Source organism: Pannonibacter sp. CBAS1226, from assembly GCF_055685825.1.
Genome location: NZ_JBVOUO010000002.1, coordinates 421,480 through 437,146 on the forward strand (window position 1 = coordinate 421,480; position 15,667 = coordinate 437,146).

The window sequence follows — 15,667 nt, forward strand, 5'->3', positions numbered from 1 at the left end:
TTACCGCCATGCGCGTGACAATGATTGGGACTGGGTATGTCGGGCTTGTTTCCGGTACCTGCTTTGCGGATTTTGGTCATACGGTCATTTGCGTCGACAAGGACGCCAGCAAGATTGACGCCCTGAACAAGGGCCAGATCCCGATCTATGAGCCGGGCCTGGCTGAACTTGTTGCCAAGAATGTGCGCGAAGAGCGCCTGTCCTTCACCACCGACGCGGCAGACGCCATTGCCGGTGCCGATGCGGTGTTCATCGCCGTGGGCACGCCGTCGCGCCGTGGCGATGGCCATGCGGACCTGAGCTATGTCTATGGCGCGGCCGAAGAGATCGCCGCCGCCATCAAGGATTTCACGGTGGTGGTCACCAAGTCCACCGTTCCGGTGGGCACCGGTGACGAGGTGGAGGACATCATCCGCCGCGTCAACCCGGCAGCTGATTTCGCCGTTGTGTCCAACCCGGAGTTCCTGCGCGAAGGCGCGGCCATCGAGGACTTCAAGCGTCCGGACCGTATTGTCGTCGGCACGGATGATCCGCGTGCCGTCGAGGTGATGCGCGAACTGTACCGCCCGCTTTATCTCAACGAGACCCCGATCCTGGTGACACGCCGCCGCACGTCCGAACTGATCAAATATGCCGCCAACGCCTTCCTCGCCGTGAAGATCACCTTCATCAACGAGATGGCCGACCTTTGCGAGAAGGTGGGGGCCAACGTTCAGGAAGTGTCGCGCGGCATCGGCCTCGACAACCGCATCGGCTCCAAGTTCCTGCATGCAGGTCCCGGCTATGGCGGCTCCTGCTTCCCGAAGGACACGCTGGCCCTGTCCAAGATCGGCCACGAGGCCGGGTCTCCGGTGCAGATCGTCGATACGGTGATCAAGGTCAATGATGACCGCAAGCTGGCCATGGCCGACAAGGTGATCCGTCATCTGGGCGGTGACATCGCCGGCAAGACGGTGGCCGTGCTTGGCCTTGCCTTCAAGCCGAACACCGACGACATGCGCGAGGCGCCGTCCATTCCGATCATCAAGCGCCTGCAGGAAGCCGGCGCCACGATCCGCGCCTTCGACCCGGTGAGCATGCACGAGGCCTCCAAGTCCATGACGGACGTGATGTTCTGCGACGGCCCGTATCATGCGGTCGAGAATGCCGATGCGGTGGTGATCATCACGGAATGGGACCAGTTCCGTGCGCTGGATCTCAACCGGCTGAAGTCGATCATGCGCACGCCGAATGTCATCGACCTGCGCAACATCTACCGTATGGAAGACATGACCCAGCGCGGCTTCAACTACGTCAGTGTTGGCCGCAGCTACTGATATCTGTCAGGTCTCATGAAACAGCAATGCCCCGGCGATGAGCCGGGGCATTTTCCGTTTCGCGGGGGATTTGACTCATCGAGAATTGGTTAAGCCCGTGCGGCGCTTGAGCATCTTCAAGGCGTGATGCGTCAGCATCGAAAGCCTTGGTATCAGTTTCCGTCCATGACCTCGACGGTGACGCGGCGGTTGAGCGCGCCGGTGCGGCCGAAGCGGCGGGTTTCGCCGCCGGTGACGATGGTGATGCGGTCCGCGCTGGCGCCCTGTTCCGTCAGGAAATCTGCCACGGCCTGCGCACGCACATGGGCCAGGGCCTCGTTCATCTTGCGCGGCCCAGCCACACTGCTGAAGCCGGTCACCTCCAGCTTGCAGCCCTCTTTTGCACTCAGCTCCGCCACCGCCTTCAGCGGCAGATGCGCTTCGCCGGGCAGGTCCGAGCGGTTGAGCGGGAAGCCGGTCACATCAACGCGCTTGGGCGCGCATTTGGCTTTCGGGCTCGGCGTTGCCGTGTTGGTCGATGCCTTGGACTTCGGCGCATTCGGCACCTTTTCACCAGCGGCAGGCACGGCAGCCTCCGGCGCAGAGGCCTGAGGAGCGGCCGGGGCGTCGGGAACGGCCGGGGACGTGGACGGCGCGGCAGTGGCGTCAGCCTGTGCTTCCGGAGTCTTGTCCGCGGGAGCAGGCTCGGCCGGAGACTGGGGCCCCGGTGTTTGCGCGTCCTGTGTTTGCGGCTCCTGTGTTTGCGCGTCCGCAACCGGAGGCTCCGCACCTTCGGAAGGCGTGTTTTCCCCGGCCTGTGCAGAGGCCGGCAGCCAGCCGGTTGCCGGCGGCTCGATCACGGCAATGCTGGAATTGTTGCTAAGCCGGGCGCCGCGCGGTCCGGTGGCGTTGTCCTTGGGCTGAGCCTTGTCGAGCACCTTGATGTCTTGCGCTGGAACCTTCACGCTGCCGATTTCCGCCGACAGCACGTAGAGGTTCCGGTCCATCGCCGTGCCTGCGCCGCCCCATTTGTCATTGGTGAAGTGGACGGAGAAGGGCTGGTTCTTTTCAAGATCGGCAGAATCGATGGTGAAAGTGACTGCCTTCTGATGATCCTGCCAGTCCGTCAGCTTCGAGAGCGGTCCGTCTGTGGATGTATCGATTGCGTTTTCAACAGTGCCCTTGGCTATTTCCTGATCACCATATCGGATTTCGTAGGCGGGCGGGCCGTCGAATGCCTCGCCGGCCAGAGTGAATGTAATGTTGATGCTCCCGGCATTTGCCGGGAAAACGAACAGGGAAACGCCGGCAAGTGAGATGGCGGCGAGCCGGGCAAGAGAATAACGGGTTGAAATCATCTGGTCCGCTCCGCGAATAGAAATCTGGAGCGGCATTAAGGCCAGAGAATGCGGCGGCAAGATGAAGCCGCAGGACGGCGTTCAGGCGTCCTGCGTGGCGGCTTCCGGCTCCCGGCAGACATCCACCCAGATGGCATCCGTCAGTTCGGCCATGCGCTCCGGGGTGATGCAGACGGCAGCATTGACGGCACCGGCCGCCGGATAGACCACATCAAAGGCCTTCAGCGAAATGTCGCAGTGGACCTTCAGCGGCTGGACGAGGCCGAAGGGGCAGACACCGCCGACCGGGTGGCCGGTGATCTCTTCCACCACATCCAGCCCCAGCATCTTCACCTTGCTGCCAAAGGCGGCCTTGGCCTTCTTGTTGTCGAGGCGGGCATCGCCGCGTGTGACCAGAAGGATCGTCTCATCGCCTGCAGCGATGGAGAGCGTCTTGGCAATCTGCGCCGGTTCCACGCCAAGGGCAGCTGCTGCTTCCACAACGGTGGCGGTGCTGGCGTCCTTCACCATCACCTCGATATCCGGTGCCTTGCTGGCAAAGAAGGCGCGCACGCTTTCAAGGCTCATAGTCTTCCCCTGCAACTCTGGTGATGATCTGCGTACCGAACCGTTCGGTTCGTTTTTTGGGAGAGTAATGACCGGTTGGCGGACTGTCCAGCCCCTCATCTCACATGTGCAGCGTCCCTGCGTCCCTGGGAATGGAAGCCTCTCCTGAGCGGGTGGAGAAGGTCAGCGCCCTCCCGGGGCTTTGCCGGATGGGCATAGGGAGGCCGGAATGTCAGATGGTCAAACCGCGGGGTCAGGCAAAGTGGGCGCTGGCGCGGAAGGTCGGGGGCAGGGGGTGCTCAGGTTCCTTGCCGCAAAGCTCGGCGGCAAGGGCGGCGCCAACAAGGTGGGCGATGCCAAAGCTGATCTTGAAGCCGCCGGTGGCGGCAAAGATGCCGTCAAAGCCGGGGATGCGGCCAACCAGCGGATCACGGCCAAACGGCTTTGGCCGCACCCCGGCCCAGGTCTCCACAAGCTCACGGCCAGCAAGAGCGGGGCAGAAACGGATGGCACGGGCGAGCAGGGCCGCGGCGGGGCCCGCCTCCGCTTCGGTGTCCGTACGGCCGGCAATCGCGGTGCTGCCGATGGCGACGGTGCCGTCCCCGTGGGGGACAACGTAGAGGCCGTCGCAGTAGACGGCGGGCATGGCGGAAAGCTCCGGGGCGGCGACGCGCAGGGCCTGTCCCTTCTCGCCCTCGCCAAGCGGCTTGCCGGTCAGCGCCTCCAGCATGGCAAAGCTGGAAAAGCCCTGCGCCAGAACGATGGCACCGGCGCTCAGCACCTGACCATCCGCGAGGGTGACGGAAGGGGCGCTGCCGCTGACGCTGGCAACGGGCGCACCGGTGATGAGGTGCCCGCGCGCGGAAAAGGCCTGCGCCAGCGCCTGAAGATAGCGGCGGGGGCTGATGCGCGCGGCCAGCGTCTCACGCACAACGCCAAAGGGCGCGGCCTCGGGGGCAAGCCAGGCAGCGTGGTCCCCCGCCTCCTCGATCTCGTAGGCAAAGCCGGTAACAGGCGTGTTCCAGTGCGTCCGCGCCTCAGCCGCCCGGGCGTGGTGGTGCGCGAGAAGATCCGCCGTGGTGATGGGAAGAACCCGGCCGCAGCGGCGGTAGCCGGTCTCAAGGCCCGTCTCGGCCTCAAGCCGGGCAATGTGCCCCTCAAGACCGGCAAGGGCCTCAAATTGAAAGGCCTTCTTGGCATTCCAGCGGGCGGGCATATGCGGCATCAGCGCACCAAGAACGCCGCCGCTGGCACCTGACCCCACTTGATCCGCTTCCACCAGTGTGACCGACAGACCGGCCTCTGCCGCAGCCCGTGCGGTGGAGAGGCCGAAGACGCCAGCACCGATGACCAGAACATCCGGTGCCCCCTGAAGGATGGCGGGGCTGGGCTGCTGGGTCATGCGGGGCGTCCTTGGCTTGTGCTGATGGCGCGGGCAGAAGGATGGATTGGCTTTGACATCTCGTCCGGAAGTGATGCAATCCAAGGCAACTGTCACGATCCGATCAGTAGCGCATGACACAGGCAGGGCAAGAGGATTTGAGTGCTGTATTGCCGCAGGCAGGCACAGCGCCGGAGCTGGAATGGCTGGAAGACGGAGTGCCCCGCGCCGGGCGCTTCGGCGACACCTATTTCTCCCGCGCGGGCGGTCTGGCCGAGACGGGGCACGTGTTCCACGCAGGCAATGGCCTGCCGCAGCGCATGGCGGGGCGTCAAGGCTTCACCATCGGCGAACTTGGCTTCGGCACCGGGCTGAACCTTCTGGCGACGCTGAAGCTGATCCGGACACTGGAGGCGCCGCCGCAGCTGACCTTTCTGTCCTTCGAGGCTTATCCCTTGACGCTGGTGCAGCTGGAGCGGGCGCATGCGGCCTTTCCGGATGTGGCCGGGGAAGCAGCTGAGCTGCGGTCGGCGCTTGCCGGCATGGCTTCAGATGACGGCGCCCTGACGCCGGGCTGGCACCTGGCGGGGGTGGACGGGGCGCGCCTGTGGCTTGGCATTGGTGACGCGCGCAGCTTGCTGCCCGAGCTGACATCGGGACAGGGGCCTGAGGGGCTTTTGTCCGTGCTGCCGGTCGAGGCGTGGTTCCTCGATGGCTTCTCCCCGGCGAAGAATCCGGAGCTCTGGAGCCCGGAGCTGATGGCGGCTGTGCATGGCCTGACGGCACCGGACGGCACCTTTGCCACCTATAGCGCCGCTGGATGGGTGCGGCGAAACCTTGAGGCGGCGGGCTTCGAGGTGGAGCGCATCAAGGGCTTTGCGGGCAAGCGGCAGATGATGCGTGGCATGCGGCGCTGAGCGCTTCCTGCCAAGGCTTTCGATGCTGACGTATCACGCCTTGAAACGGCTCAAGTGCGGCAGGGGAGTTGATATCAGAAGCCGATGGAAAGGCGCCCCGTGGCGCTCCAGCTCTGGCTGCTGGCGCCGATGTCGGACACCTGGCCGCCCAGATTGAGGCTGGCTCCCCGGCGGCCTGTAAAGTTGACGCCGAGGCTGGCGCTGGTGAGGGCAGACCAGGCTCCGGCCACCATTGGCTCGGTATTCGGTTGGCTGAGATCCAGCGCCTGCGAGTAACGCAGGTTGGCATAGACGCCCGCATAGGGAGAGGCCTTGATATAGGGGGTGAGTGTCTGGGTGATGCTGGCCCGCGCGCCGAGGGTCGTGCGCCCCAGAAACACATCCATCGCCTCCATTGAGGTGCCGTTGCTGGCCGTGAAGCTGCCGTGCCGCTCATAGGCGCCGTAGAAGCGCGCTTCCGGAGAAAGGGTAACGGGACCAAATGTCTGACGGCCTGTCAGGCCGGCACCCACGAGATAGCGTGAGCCGGAGAAATTGCCGCCAATGTCATCGGAGCGGCCCTTGTAGGTGAGACCCGACCATGCGGCCATGGTGGTGAGCGTCAGCGCCGGGGTCAGGCGCCAGCCGGAATAGCTGCCAAGGGTGGTGCCTTCACCGATGAGGCCGGATTTTGCGGAGCTGTAGCCGTAATCGAAGCGCTCGGACCCGGCCATTACCCCGAGGATTGTATCCGGTGCCACCCGGTATCCGACGCCTGACAGGGCATTGATCTGGCTGCCGGTGCTTTCCGGGCCGCCGCTCAGCCAGCTGCCGCGTACGGTGGCCCACGCAGTCCACGGGCGCTGCACCGGCACGGGCTGGCGGGTGGCGGCAAGTGCCAGCCTTTCATCCATCCGCAGCTTGCGGAAGAGTTCCCGGTTGCGCGCCGCATTCTCCTTGGCGGCGATGCCTTCGCCAAGGTTGAGGGTGATATAGCCGGGGGCTGCCGCGAAGAACTTTCCCCCGCCGAAGCCGGCGCCGATGCTTCCGCTCACCACATCGCTCATGGTGCTGGCCGAGGCAGCGAGAGCGGAGAGAGAGGCCCGCCCCTGTGCCTCCCGGAAACTCCGGATGCTGGCAGCTTCCGGGCTCAAGGGGCCTGTCTCTCGCGATGGAACGCAGGCGGCGGTAACCGTGACCGTGTCGAAATAAAGCCCCTCAGTCCGGAACTGCAGCGTCAATGCACTGTTTGCCCGCTCGATGGTGCGGGTGATCGTCATCGCACCGGAGGGAGCGGCGGATCTGGGCGCTTCGCCGGTTTCGGACAGGGTGTAGCGATAGGGCGTGCCGCTGTTCGGCGTGAAGGTGATGGTCACCGTGTCCCCAGTGCCGAAGCCGGTTGCCGTCCGCTCGATCTGATTGAGATTGCCGGACATGGCGTTGAAATGCCCGGCGTTGATCTCAAGGCAGCCTTGCGAGACTGCCTGTGCATTGGCCGGTGCCTCTCCTGCCAGCAGCAGCAGCACGGCCGGAAGCAGACCGTACCGCAGGCGCCGGTAGCTGTAGAGCGGGTGAGGCACGGGGCTGGCTCCGTGAATTCCTAAATCAAAAACAAGGTCTTCGCCTTGCCGAAAACTGGCAAAGCTGCGTTACCTGAAAAGATGGACTGTCTGTTTGGTGTTTATGTGGCGATTTTGCAGAAAAAATGTTGCAAGTAATTCTGAAATAAACAGAGATTTATTGATGAGACTCTTCAGCTCTCTGTGAGAAGTGGCCTGCACAAGACTGCAAAATAAAAATGCCGCCGGAAGGTCCGGCGGCATCTGCGTCAGATGTTGGAAGAAAATCAGCCGCGGCCGATGAAGGGCATATTTGTGGCCATCACGGTCATGAACTGGACATTGGCCTCCAGCGGCAGGCTGGCCATATGCAGCACCGAGTTGGCGACGTGGGCGACGTCCATCACCGGTTCCGGGGCGATGGTGCCATTGGCCTGCGGCACGCCTTTCTGCATCACTTCCGTCATGTCCGAGGCGGCGTTGCCGATGTCGATCTGGCCGCAGGCGATGGAGAAGGGCCGCCCGTCGAGCGAAAGGGTGCGGGTGAGGCCGGTGATGGCATGCTTGGACGCGGTGTAGGCAACAGAACCCGGACGCGGCACGGCGGCGGAGATGGAGCCGTTGTTGATGATGCGCCCGCCCTGCGGCGACTGGCGGCGCATCATGCCGAAGGCGCCACGGGCGATGAGGAAAGCGCCGTAGACGTTCACGTCCAGCACCTTGCGGAAGTCCTCCGGCTTCATGTCGTCGATCAGCGTCGAGGGCAGGCTGATGCCGGCGTTGTTGAACACCACGTCCAGACGGCCGAACCGCTCGCCCAGACGGGCAAAGAGACCATCGGTGAAGCTTTCGGTGCTTACGTCTCCGGCAAGGATCAGCGCCTTGTCAGCGGCAGCACTCGAGCGGGCGAGCGTGTCCGCCAAGGCATCCTCCCGGCGGCCGGTGAGAACCACATTCGCGCCGGCCTTCAGGAAGGCAATGGCGGTGGCACGGCCAATGCCGGAGCTTGCGCCGGTGACGAGAACGGTCTTGCCGGTGAAATCCATGAAACATCTCCCATACGGCCACAAGCCTGTGCGGCCATGTTGTCTGACAACTCCGGCTGCAAGCTAGCCCGCAGGTCCGCCCTCCGGCAAGACCGGAAGGCGGCAAAAGTGTTCTGCAACAAGGGAAAGCTATTCCGGCGTGGCAAGCGCTGCCGCATCTGCCTGGTTCATGCCGAGGCGGACCTGGGCCAGATGCTCCACGTGGGCGCGCAGATCCGCCGAACGCTTCATCAACGCACGGAAATCGGTGGCCGAGAGCACCAGCAGATTGCAATAGCCAAGGGCGACCACATCGGCACTGCGCGGCTGGCCGGTCAGAAGGGCGATTTCGCCCACCACGTCACCACGTCCGACAGCATGAGTGCCGAAGGCGGTCCGCACCTCTGCGGCTCCCGATGAGATGAAATAGGCGGCGTCGCCTTTCTCGCCCTTGCGGATAATGTATTCGCCGGGCGTTGCAAAGCGCGGGCGCATCAGCCGGACGATTTCCTCACGCTCGGCATCCTTCAGCCCGGAGAAGAACGGGTTCTGGGCAACGAGATCGCGCGTCTTCAGGCCAAGGTCCAGACGCGGGCGGCCGCCGCCCGTGGTGCGGCGCTGGGCCAGCTCGTGCTTGAGGTCGTTGTACAGCTCGGTGCCGATCAGTGTCTGGGTATAGGCGTCGGAATAGGCCGCCTCCTCGAAACGCTGGCCGGTGCGGCGCAGGAAGTCCAGCTCCAGCGCATCGGCATAATCGGGATATTGCAGGCGCATGGCATCCAGCCCCTGGACGATATCCTCGCGGCGGATGTCGAGGGTTTCGTGCAGGATCGAAGCCACACGGTCGCCCAGGAGCGGCTTGATGCGGTTGCTGTTGAACTCGATCAATTCGTTCAGGACGATGCGGGTCAGCAGCAGCCGCTCGAAACGGTCGGCCACGACGATGCGCAGCGGCAGGTCGATCTTCAGCCAGCGCTGGGTCCACTGGGCGAGGCGGAACAGCTTGCCGAAAGAGACGATCCGCCGGGCCGAGCGGTTGTAGCCGGTCCGGCCCTTGGTGCGTGCCTGATCGGCGATCCGGCCGACAAGAGCCAGATGGCTGGTGATGGTACGGTTGGAAACCGTGCCTTCGCGGAAATGGCGCAGCACCAGAACGCGCTCGCGGTCGGCAAGGGCGATGAGGCCCAGCAGCACGCGTTCACGGTCCATGATGTCTTCGGCAAAGGCATTGATCTCCGCCGCTTCCGCCGAACGCGCCGCATAGTCATCGCTGACCTTGCGGGCGATGGCATCCGAAATGGAATAGGCGTGCGCGGCCTCGTCCACCTCGTCCCGCACATCCGAAAGGGCAAGCGCCTGGAACTGGTGCCGCAGCGCCTGATCCAGCGGCGACAGGGTGTTGAGCTTCAGGATCTTGATCAGCGGCTTCAGCGTGGTGCCGTAGATCAGCAGGGTGAAGAGCACGAAGCTGGTCGCCAGAACGGCCACGAAGCGCTGCACATCATCCGGCAGGGTCCGGTGCTCGGTGATGGACAGGGCAAGGATCAGCGTCACCGCACCGCGCATGCCGCCCCAGAGAATGACGGTCTTGTAGCGTGTATTGACCGGTTCGCTGAGTTTCATCACCTCAAGCAGTGGCATGATCCCGAATATGACCACGGCGCGTGCGGCAAGGGCGGCAACGATGAGAACGACCAGCAGCAGGGCGTCCAGCATGCGGAAGCCTGTCAGCAGCTCGGGGATCAGGATCGAGGCAAGCACGAAGATGAGGGAACTGGCCCAGAAGGCGATCTGCTCCCACACATCATGCAGATAGGACCAGGCATCCGGGGTGATGCGGGCCGGGCCGTAGAGATTGAAGACGATGCCGCTGGCGACCACGGCGACTACGGCCGAAACATCCGCCAGCTGCTCGCTGACCACGTAGACGAGATAGGGCAGGGCGACGGAGAAGGTGACCTGCGCCAGCTTGTTCTCCCGCATCATCGGCAGGAGGGCCACCGCTCCGCGCCCCGCAACGAGGCCCAGAAGGATGCCGCCGATGAAGGAGCGGAAGAAGGTGACGACAGCTGCCATCGGCTCGGGGGTCTGCGCACCGGTCAGCATGCCCAGCAGAATGACGAAGAGCACGATGGCGGCGGCGTCATTCAGCAGGCTTTCGCCTTCAACGAGGCGTCCGAGGCGCCCCGGAGCGCCGATGTCGCGGAAGATGGAGACAACGGCCACGGGGTCTGTGGTGGCGACGATGGCACCCAGCAGCAGGCAGGCCACCAGGGAAACGCCCGCCAGCGGGAACAATGCAAAGCCGATGATCGCGGTGGCCACCAGCACGGCGATGACTGCCAGCAGCAGGATCGGAACCCAGTCTTCCAGGATCCGCCGCACGTCCAGCGTCAGCGTCGTCTGGAAGAGCAGCAGCGGCAGGAAAATGTAGAGCACCGTCTCGGAATCGATCGGCGGATCGACGAAGACATAGGCCAGCGCGTTGAAGGTGTCGGTCCGCGGCGTATAGAGCAGATAGGCCGCGAGAACGCCGATCATGGCGCCCACCGCGGCAATGAGAACGCTGGGCGCAAGGTCAAGCCGCCGCGCCAGAGGCTGCAGCAGGGCAATGACAACAAGGAGGCTGGCGAAGGCCGCGATGACGACAGGAGTGTGCATGTGCCTATCTTGGCGGGCGATGTGGCAAAATGTGGTTAAAATTCTCTGCCAAGCTGCTTTGAAAGCAGTTTTTTTATGTGCTTAGCCCTCACCTGACGCAGAGGCGGCCTCCGGTGCCTTCCGCCGCTCGGACAGCCAGATGCCGGTGAACACCAGACCCAGCGCAAGGGCGTGGTAGAGGTGGAAAGGCTCGCTCAGGATCAGCACGGCCAGAATGGCGCCGAAGATGGGCACCAGATTGATGAAGATGCCCGCCCGCGCCGGGCCGATCAGCTCCACGCCGCGCATGAAGAAGATCTGCGACAGGAAGGACGGAAAGACGGCGATGAACAGCACGATCAGCCAGCCCTTGGGCGTCGGCCACAGGGCATTTCCGGCCATCACCTCATAGATCACCGGCGGAACGGAGGCGGCGGCGGAAATGAGTGCCATGACGCCGAAGAAGATGGCGCCCGGCACGAGCGGACGGTTGCGCAGGGCGAGCGTGTAGCCTGCATAAAAGACGCAGGCGATCAGCATGATGCCGTCGCCCATGTTGATCTCCAGTGCCGCCAGATTGCTCAGATCCCCCTTGGCCGCCACCAGAGCGACGCCCGTCATGGTGACAAAGATCCCGGCAACCTGCAGCGCCACCACCCGTGTGCCGAAGGCAATCACTGCGCCGATGAGCACAAGGGCGGGCATGGCGCCCTGGATGATGCCGAGATTGACTGCCGACGTTGAATGGGCGGCAATGTAGAACAGCATGTTGAAGCCCACGAAGCCGAAGAGGGCCATCAGCGTCAGATGCAGGAAATAGGGGCGCATCTGCGGCCAGTGGGCGGTGATGCCCTTGCGCATGGTCACAAGCACAATGCTGCCGACGATGGCCCACCGCAGGAACACGATCACCATCGGTGACACTTCGCCAATCGCCATTTTGCCTGCCACCGAATTGCCGCCCCAGGCCAGTGTCGCCAGCATCAGCATGAGAACGGGACGGTCATAGGCGCTCCGCAGGAGGCGTGAAAGCGGCTGTATCATGATGGCTCCATGACGGACGCCCCCGAAAGGAGGCTCCGGCGCCTGCAGGCGCTTCTGGCTGGAAGGTCGGACGTTGCGCGGTGTGCCCAAAGAAGTTGCACGGCTGATCCACTGCTGGCAAGCGGCCCTGCCTGAAAATTCCTCTCTGCCTTGCGTCTGCATCAGGCCCGGCTCCCTTTCTCAAAGGGAGCCGGGAGATTTGATTTGTTCCCTCAGGGAAAAGGTCATGTGGGATTTCGTTGGATTGACGCAAAGCCTGCTCGCGGAGAGAGTGCGGGCATGATGCGGCGGTATCTGCCGCGAGAGGTGTTTGCACAGGGCAGTTGCCGGGAGCTGGACATGACGGAACGGATTGAAATCGATGGCCTGAAGATTGCGCGCGCGCTTCATGACTTCGTGAATGATCAGGCCCTGCCGGGTACTGGCATCAGTCCGCAGGTGTTCTGGAGCGGCTTTGCGAAGATCCTGGCGGATCTGGCGCCGGTGAACCGGGCCCTCCTTGAAAAGCGCGACGGGCTGCAGGCCGCCATTGATGCCTGGCACCGGGCCAATCCGGGCGCGCCGGACATGGAGGCCTACAAGGCTTTCCTGACGGAGCTCGGCTATCTGGTGCCGGAAGGCGCGGATTTTGCGGTTGGCACGCAGAATGTGGACCCGGAAATCGGCGAAGTCGCCGGGCCGCAGCTCGTGGTGCCGGTAATGAATGCGCGCTATGCGCTGAATGCGGCCAATGCCCGCTGGGGCTCGCTCTATGATGCGCTGTATGGCACCGACGCCATGGGCACGCCACCGGCAGGCGGTGGCTATGACGAAGCGCGCGGGGCGCAGGTGATTGCCTATGCCCGCAAGGTGCTGGATGAGGCGGCGCCTCTGGCCGAAGGCTCCTGGTCGCAGGTGACCGGGCTTGCCGTTGAAGGCGGGGCGCTGGTCTGTTCGCTCATGTCCGGCAAGACCGGGCTTGCCGAGCCGGAGCAGTTCGCCGGTTACACGGGCGGGGCTCAGGATCCGGAGAAGGTGCTGCTGCGCCGCAACGGCCTGCATCTGGAAATCCTGCGGGACCGCACCCACCGGATCGGCGCCACGGACAAGGCGGGCATCGCCGATGTCGTGGTGGAGGCGGCGCTGTCCACCATCATGGACTGCGAGGATTCCGTTGCTGCGGTTGATGCGGAAGACAAGGTGACGGTCTATGCCAACTGGCTGGGCCTGATGAAGGGCGATCTGGAAGATACGTTCGAGAAGGGCGGGCGCCAAATGACCCGCCGCCTCAACGGCGACCGGACCTATCTGTCGCCGCGAGGAGACACCTTCACGCTGCATGGCCGCTCGCTGATGCTGGTGCGCAATGTCGGGCATCTGATGACCATCGATGCGGTGCTGGATGCGGAGGGCAACGAGGTGCCGGAAGGCATTCTCGACGGCATGGTGACAGCGGCCATCGCGCTGCATGACATTGGGCCGAAGGGCCGGCGCGCCAACAGCCGGGCGGGCTCGGTCTATATCGTCAAGCCGAAGATGCACGGGCCGGAAGAGGTGGCCTTTGCCGATACGCTGTTTGCGCGCATCGAGGACGTGCTGGGCATGGCCCGCAACACGCTGAAGATGGGCATCATGGACGAGGAGCGGCGTACCACGGTGAACCTGAAGGAGTGCATCCGCGCTGCGAAGGACCGGGTGTTCTTCATCAACACCGGCTTCCTCGACCGCACGGGCGACGAGATGCACACCTCGATGGAGGCCGGGCCGATGATCCGCAAGGGCGACATGAAGGCCGCCGCATGGATCTCGGCCTATGAGGCAAACAACGTTGATGTGGGTCTTGCCTGCGGGTTGCCGGGCCATGCGCAGATCGGCAAGGGCATGTGGGCCATGCCGGACCTGATGAAGGCGATGATCGAGCAGAAGATCGGCCACCCGATGGCCGGCGCCAACACCGCCTGGGTGCCGTCGCCTACCGCTGCCGCACTGCATGCGCTGCATTACCACAAGGTCAGCGTCGCCGCCCGCCAAGAGGAGCTGAAGAGCCGCCCGAAGGCAAAGCTGAAGGACATTCTCTCCATCCCGGTGGCCACTCGGACGAACTGGAGTGCGGAAGACATTCAGGCCGAGCTAGACAACAATGCCCAGGGCATCCTTGGCTATGTGGTGCGCTGGGTGGATCAGGGCATCGGCTGCTCCAAGGTCCCGGACATTCACAATGTCGGGCTGATGGAGGACCGGGCGACGCTGCGTATCTCCTCGCAGCATATCGCCAACTGGCTGCGCCATGGCGTCTGCTCACGCGAACAGGTGATGGAAACCATGAAGCGCATGGCTGCTGTGGTGGACAGGCAGAACACCGGTGATCCGGCCTATCAGCCGATGGCCGCAGATTTCGACGGTTCCGTCGCGTTCCAGGCGGCCTGCGATCTGGTGTTCAAGGGCGTTGAGCAGCCCAATGGCTACACCGAGCCGGTGCTGCACGCCCGCCGCCGCGAGGCCAAGGCCCGCCAGCGCGGCTGAGACCGGCAGCATGGGAAAAGCAGGAGGCGCAGGCAGCGGTTGCCTGCGCCTTTTCTCATGGGGGTGAAGCCGCTGAAATGAGCTGTGATTCTCGATACTTGTTCGTCCATCCCGTAAGCGTGTAGGGCGGTTGTATCGTTTTGGTGCGTCTTGGAACGTTTTCATCAAACATTGTAAGACTTTGGTGGGATTCATCTAGACAAGTTTTCTGCGTGCTTCTCATTCGGCTTGAAAGCGCAAAGGGACAAGCATACCTTGGCGTTAGTACAGAACGCATAACGCGCCCCATCGACGCTGTACCACCGGTGCGAGAAGAGCCAGAAGGCTCCCGGTACCGGGCCCCGGTTGCGAGGCCAGCAGCCGGGGAGACTGGACGGAAAGTGCTTGTTTCCAGTCCCATTCAGGCTTGCGCCTGTTCTGGAGACTGGGGAGACCGCGCTGCCTGTCCGTCTTGGGCTGGTCAACTGTTTGAAGAAGGCAACCTTGCAGCTGCGGCAGCGGGGTTGCCGTTTTCTTTTGCGGGTCCACCCGGTGTTTTGCCATCTGACGGGTATAGTACCTTGCGTTCTGCTGTGCCCGCTGTAGCCTTGCCGCAAATGGGGTGTTGCGGATGGGAGCAGGGCTGTCACCATGCTGATTGCGGAAGGGCTTGCCCGCAACGAACGGATCGATCTGGCGCTGGCCTGCTCGCTTGCCGCGATTTCAGGTGCGCTGAATGCGGCAGCTTTTTACGCTGTCGGCTTCTTCTCGGCCAACATGACGGGCAATGTCTCGCTGTTCTCCGACAAGGCGGCTGAGGGCAACTGGCTGCCGGCCTTGTTTTTTCTGACGATCGTCGTGGTGTTTATCGCCGGTGCTGCCGTGTCCGCTCTGATGATCAGCGCCGGGCGCCGCAGAGGCAATATCGGCATCTATGCCTACAGCATCTTCAGTGAGGCCGTTCTGCTGGCGGCGCTGGCGGCGGCGGACCTGTGGCTGCTGGCGGAATGGCGCAGCACGGTGCTGGTGCTGGGCCTTGCCTTCCTCATGGGGCTGCAGAATGCCACGGTGACCCGCATTTCCGATGCGCGGGTGCGCACGACGCATGTCTCCGGCATGGCGACGGATATCGGCATCGAGATCGGCGTTGCCGTTGATATTGCGCGCGGGCGCGATACGCAGACGGACGCAGCCCACAACATGGCCAAGCTGCGCCTGCATGGCGCGACGATCCTGTCGTTCCTCGCCGGAGGCGTGGCGGGTGTTCTCGTCTACCGGGAGATCGGGGCGGGGCTCTTGTTCATCTGCTCCGGCGCGCTCAGCCTCATTGCCACGCGGGCCATCTTCCATGTGCGCAAGCGCAGCCGCCAGAACGGCGCCTCGGGCGCCGGGGCCTGACCGCTCCGGAGCATTGTCCGGAACGGTCAGGCAGAAGGCGTCTG

At 63.7% G+C, this 15,667-nt stretch carries 11 protein-coding genes; 4 read left to right on the top strand and 7 right to left on the bottom strand.

The window, feature by feature from the left end:
- Positions 1-8: 8 nt before the first annotated feature.
- Positions 9-1,316, top strand: coding sequence for a UDP-glucose dehydrogenase family protein (locus AC0CMF_RS08955; protein ID WP_019962851.1), 1,308 nt, complete (start codon positions 9-11; stop codon positions 1,314-1,316).
- A 152-nt stretch (positions 1,317-1,468) separates the two neighbouring features.
- On the opposite strand, the gene AC0CMF_RS08960 is transcribed toward AC0CMF_RS08955, so the two are convergent.
- From AC0CMF_RS08960 to AC0CMF_RS08970, 3 genes are all read right to left on the bottom strand, one after another.
- Positions 1,469-2,653, bottom strand: a complete 1,185-nt coding sequence (locus AC0CMF_RS08960; protein ID WP_374628588.1) for an OmpA family protein — start codon at positions 2,651-2,653, stop codon at positions 1,469-1,471.
- An 81-nt stretch (positions 2,654-2,734) separates the two neighbouring features.
- Entirely contained in the window at positions 2,735-3,220 is a 486-nt protein-coding gene (locus AC0CMF_RS08965; RefSeq protein WP_050471034.1) for a YbaK/EbsC family protein, read from the bottom strand.
- Positions 3,221-3,452: 232 nt separating this feature from the next.
- Positions 3,453-4,601, bottom strand: coding sequence for an NAD(P)/FAD-dependent oxidoreductase (locus tag AC0CMF_RS08970; protein WP_374628589.1), 1,149 nt, complete (start codon positions 4,599-4,601; stop codon positions 3,453-3,455).
- A gap of 137 nt (positions 4,602-4,738) precedes the next feature.
- On the opposite strand from AC0CMF_RS08970, the gene mnmC2 reads away from it, so the two are divergent.
- Entirely contained in the window at positions 4,739-5,497 is a 759-nt protein-coding gene (gene mnmC2 / locus AC0CMF_RS08975) for a tRNA (5-methylaminomethyl-2-thiouridine)(34)-methyltransferase MnmC2 (protein ID WP_374628590.1), read from the top strand.
- A 74-nt stretch (positions 5,498-5,571) separates the two neighbouring features.
- Here the strand turns inward: mnmC2 and AC0CMF_RS08980 are convergent, their stop codons facing one another.
- The 4 genes from AC0CMF_RS08980 to AC0CMF_RS08995 all read right to left on the bottom strand — a co-directional run bounded on the left by AC0CMF_RS08980 (position 5,572) and on the right by AC0CMF_RS08995 (position 11,744).
- Entirely contained in the window at positions 5,572-7,056 is a 1,485-nt protein-coding gene (locus AC0CMF_RS08980) for an autotransporter outer membrane beta-barrel domain-containing protein (RefSeq protein ID WP_374628591.1), read from the bottom strand.
- A 266-nt stretch (positions 7,057-7,322) separates the two neighbouring features.
- On the bottom strand, positions 7,323-8,081 hold the full coding sequence (locus tag AC0CMF_RS08985; protein ID WP_374628592.1) for an SDR family oxidoreductase: 759 nt from the start codon (positions 8,079-8,081) through the stop codon (positions 7,323-7,325).
- Positions 8,082-8,210: 129 nt separating this feature from the next.
- Positions 8,211-10,721, bottom strand: coding sequence for a cation:proton antiporter (locus AC0CMF_RS08990; RefSeq protein WP_050471039.1), 2,511 nt, complete (start codon positions 10,719-10,721; stop codon positions 8,211-8,213).
- An 81-nt stretch (positions 10,722-10,802) separates the two neighbouring features.
- The gene (locus AC0CMF_RS08995) at positions 10,803-11,744 is read right to left on the bottom strand and encodes a DMT family transporter (RefSeq protein ID WP_374628593.1); all 942 of its coding nucleotides are present in this window, start codon (positions 11,742-11,744) and stop codon (positions 10,803-10,805) included.
- 339 nt (positions 11,745-12,083) lie between these two features.
- Between AC0CMF_RS08995 and AC0CMF_RS09000 the strand changes: the two genes are divergently transcribed.
- Together AC0CMF_RS09000 and AC0CMF_RS09005 are read left to right on the top strand one after the other, a co-directional pair.
- Positions 12,084-14,246, top strand: coding sequence for a malate synthase G (locus AC0CMF_RS09000; RefSeq protein ID WP_374628595.1), 2,163 nt, complete (start codon positions 12,084-12,086; stop codon positions 14,244-14,246).
- A 630-nt stretch (positions 14,247-14,876) separates the two neighbouring features.
- A complete protein-coding gene (locus AC0CMF_RS09005) occupies positions 14,877-15,623 on the top strand; it encodes a YoaK family protein (protein ID WP_123193821.1) in 747 nt (248 codons plus the stop codon).
- The last annotated feature ends 44 nt before the right edge of the window (positions 15,624-15,667 follow it).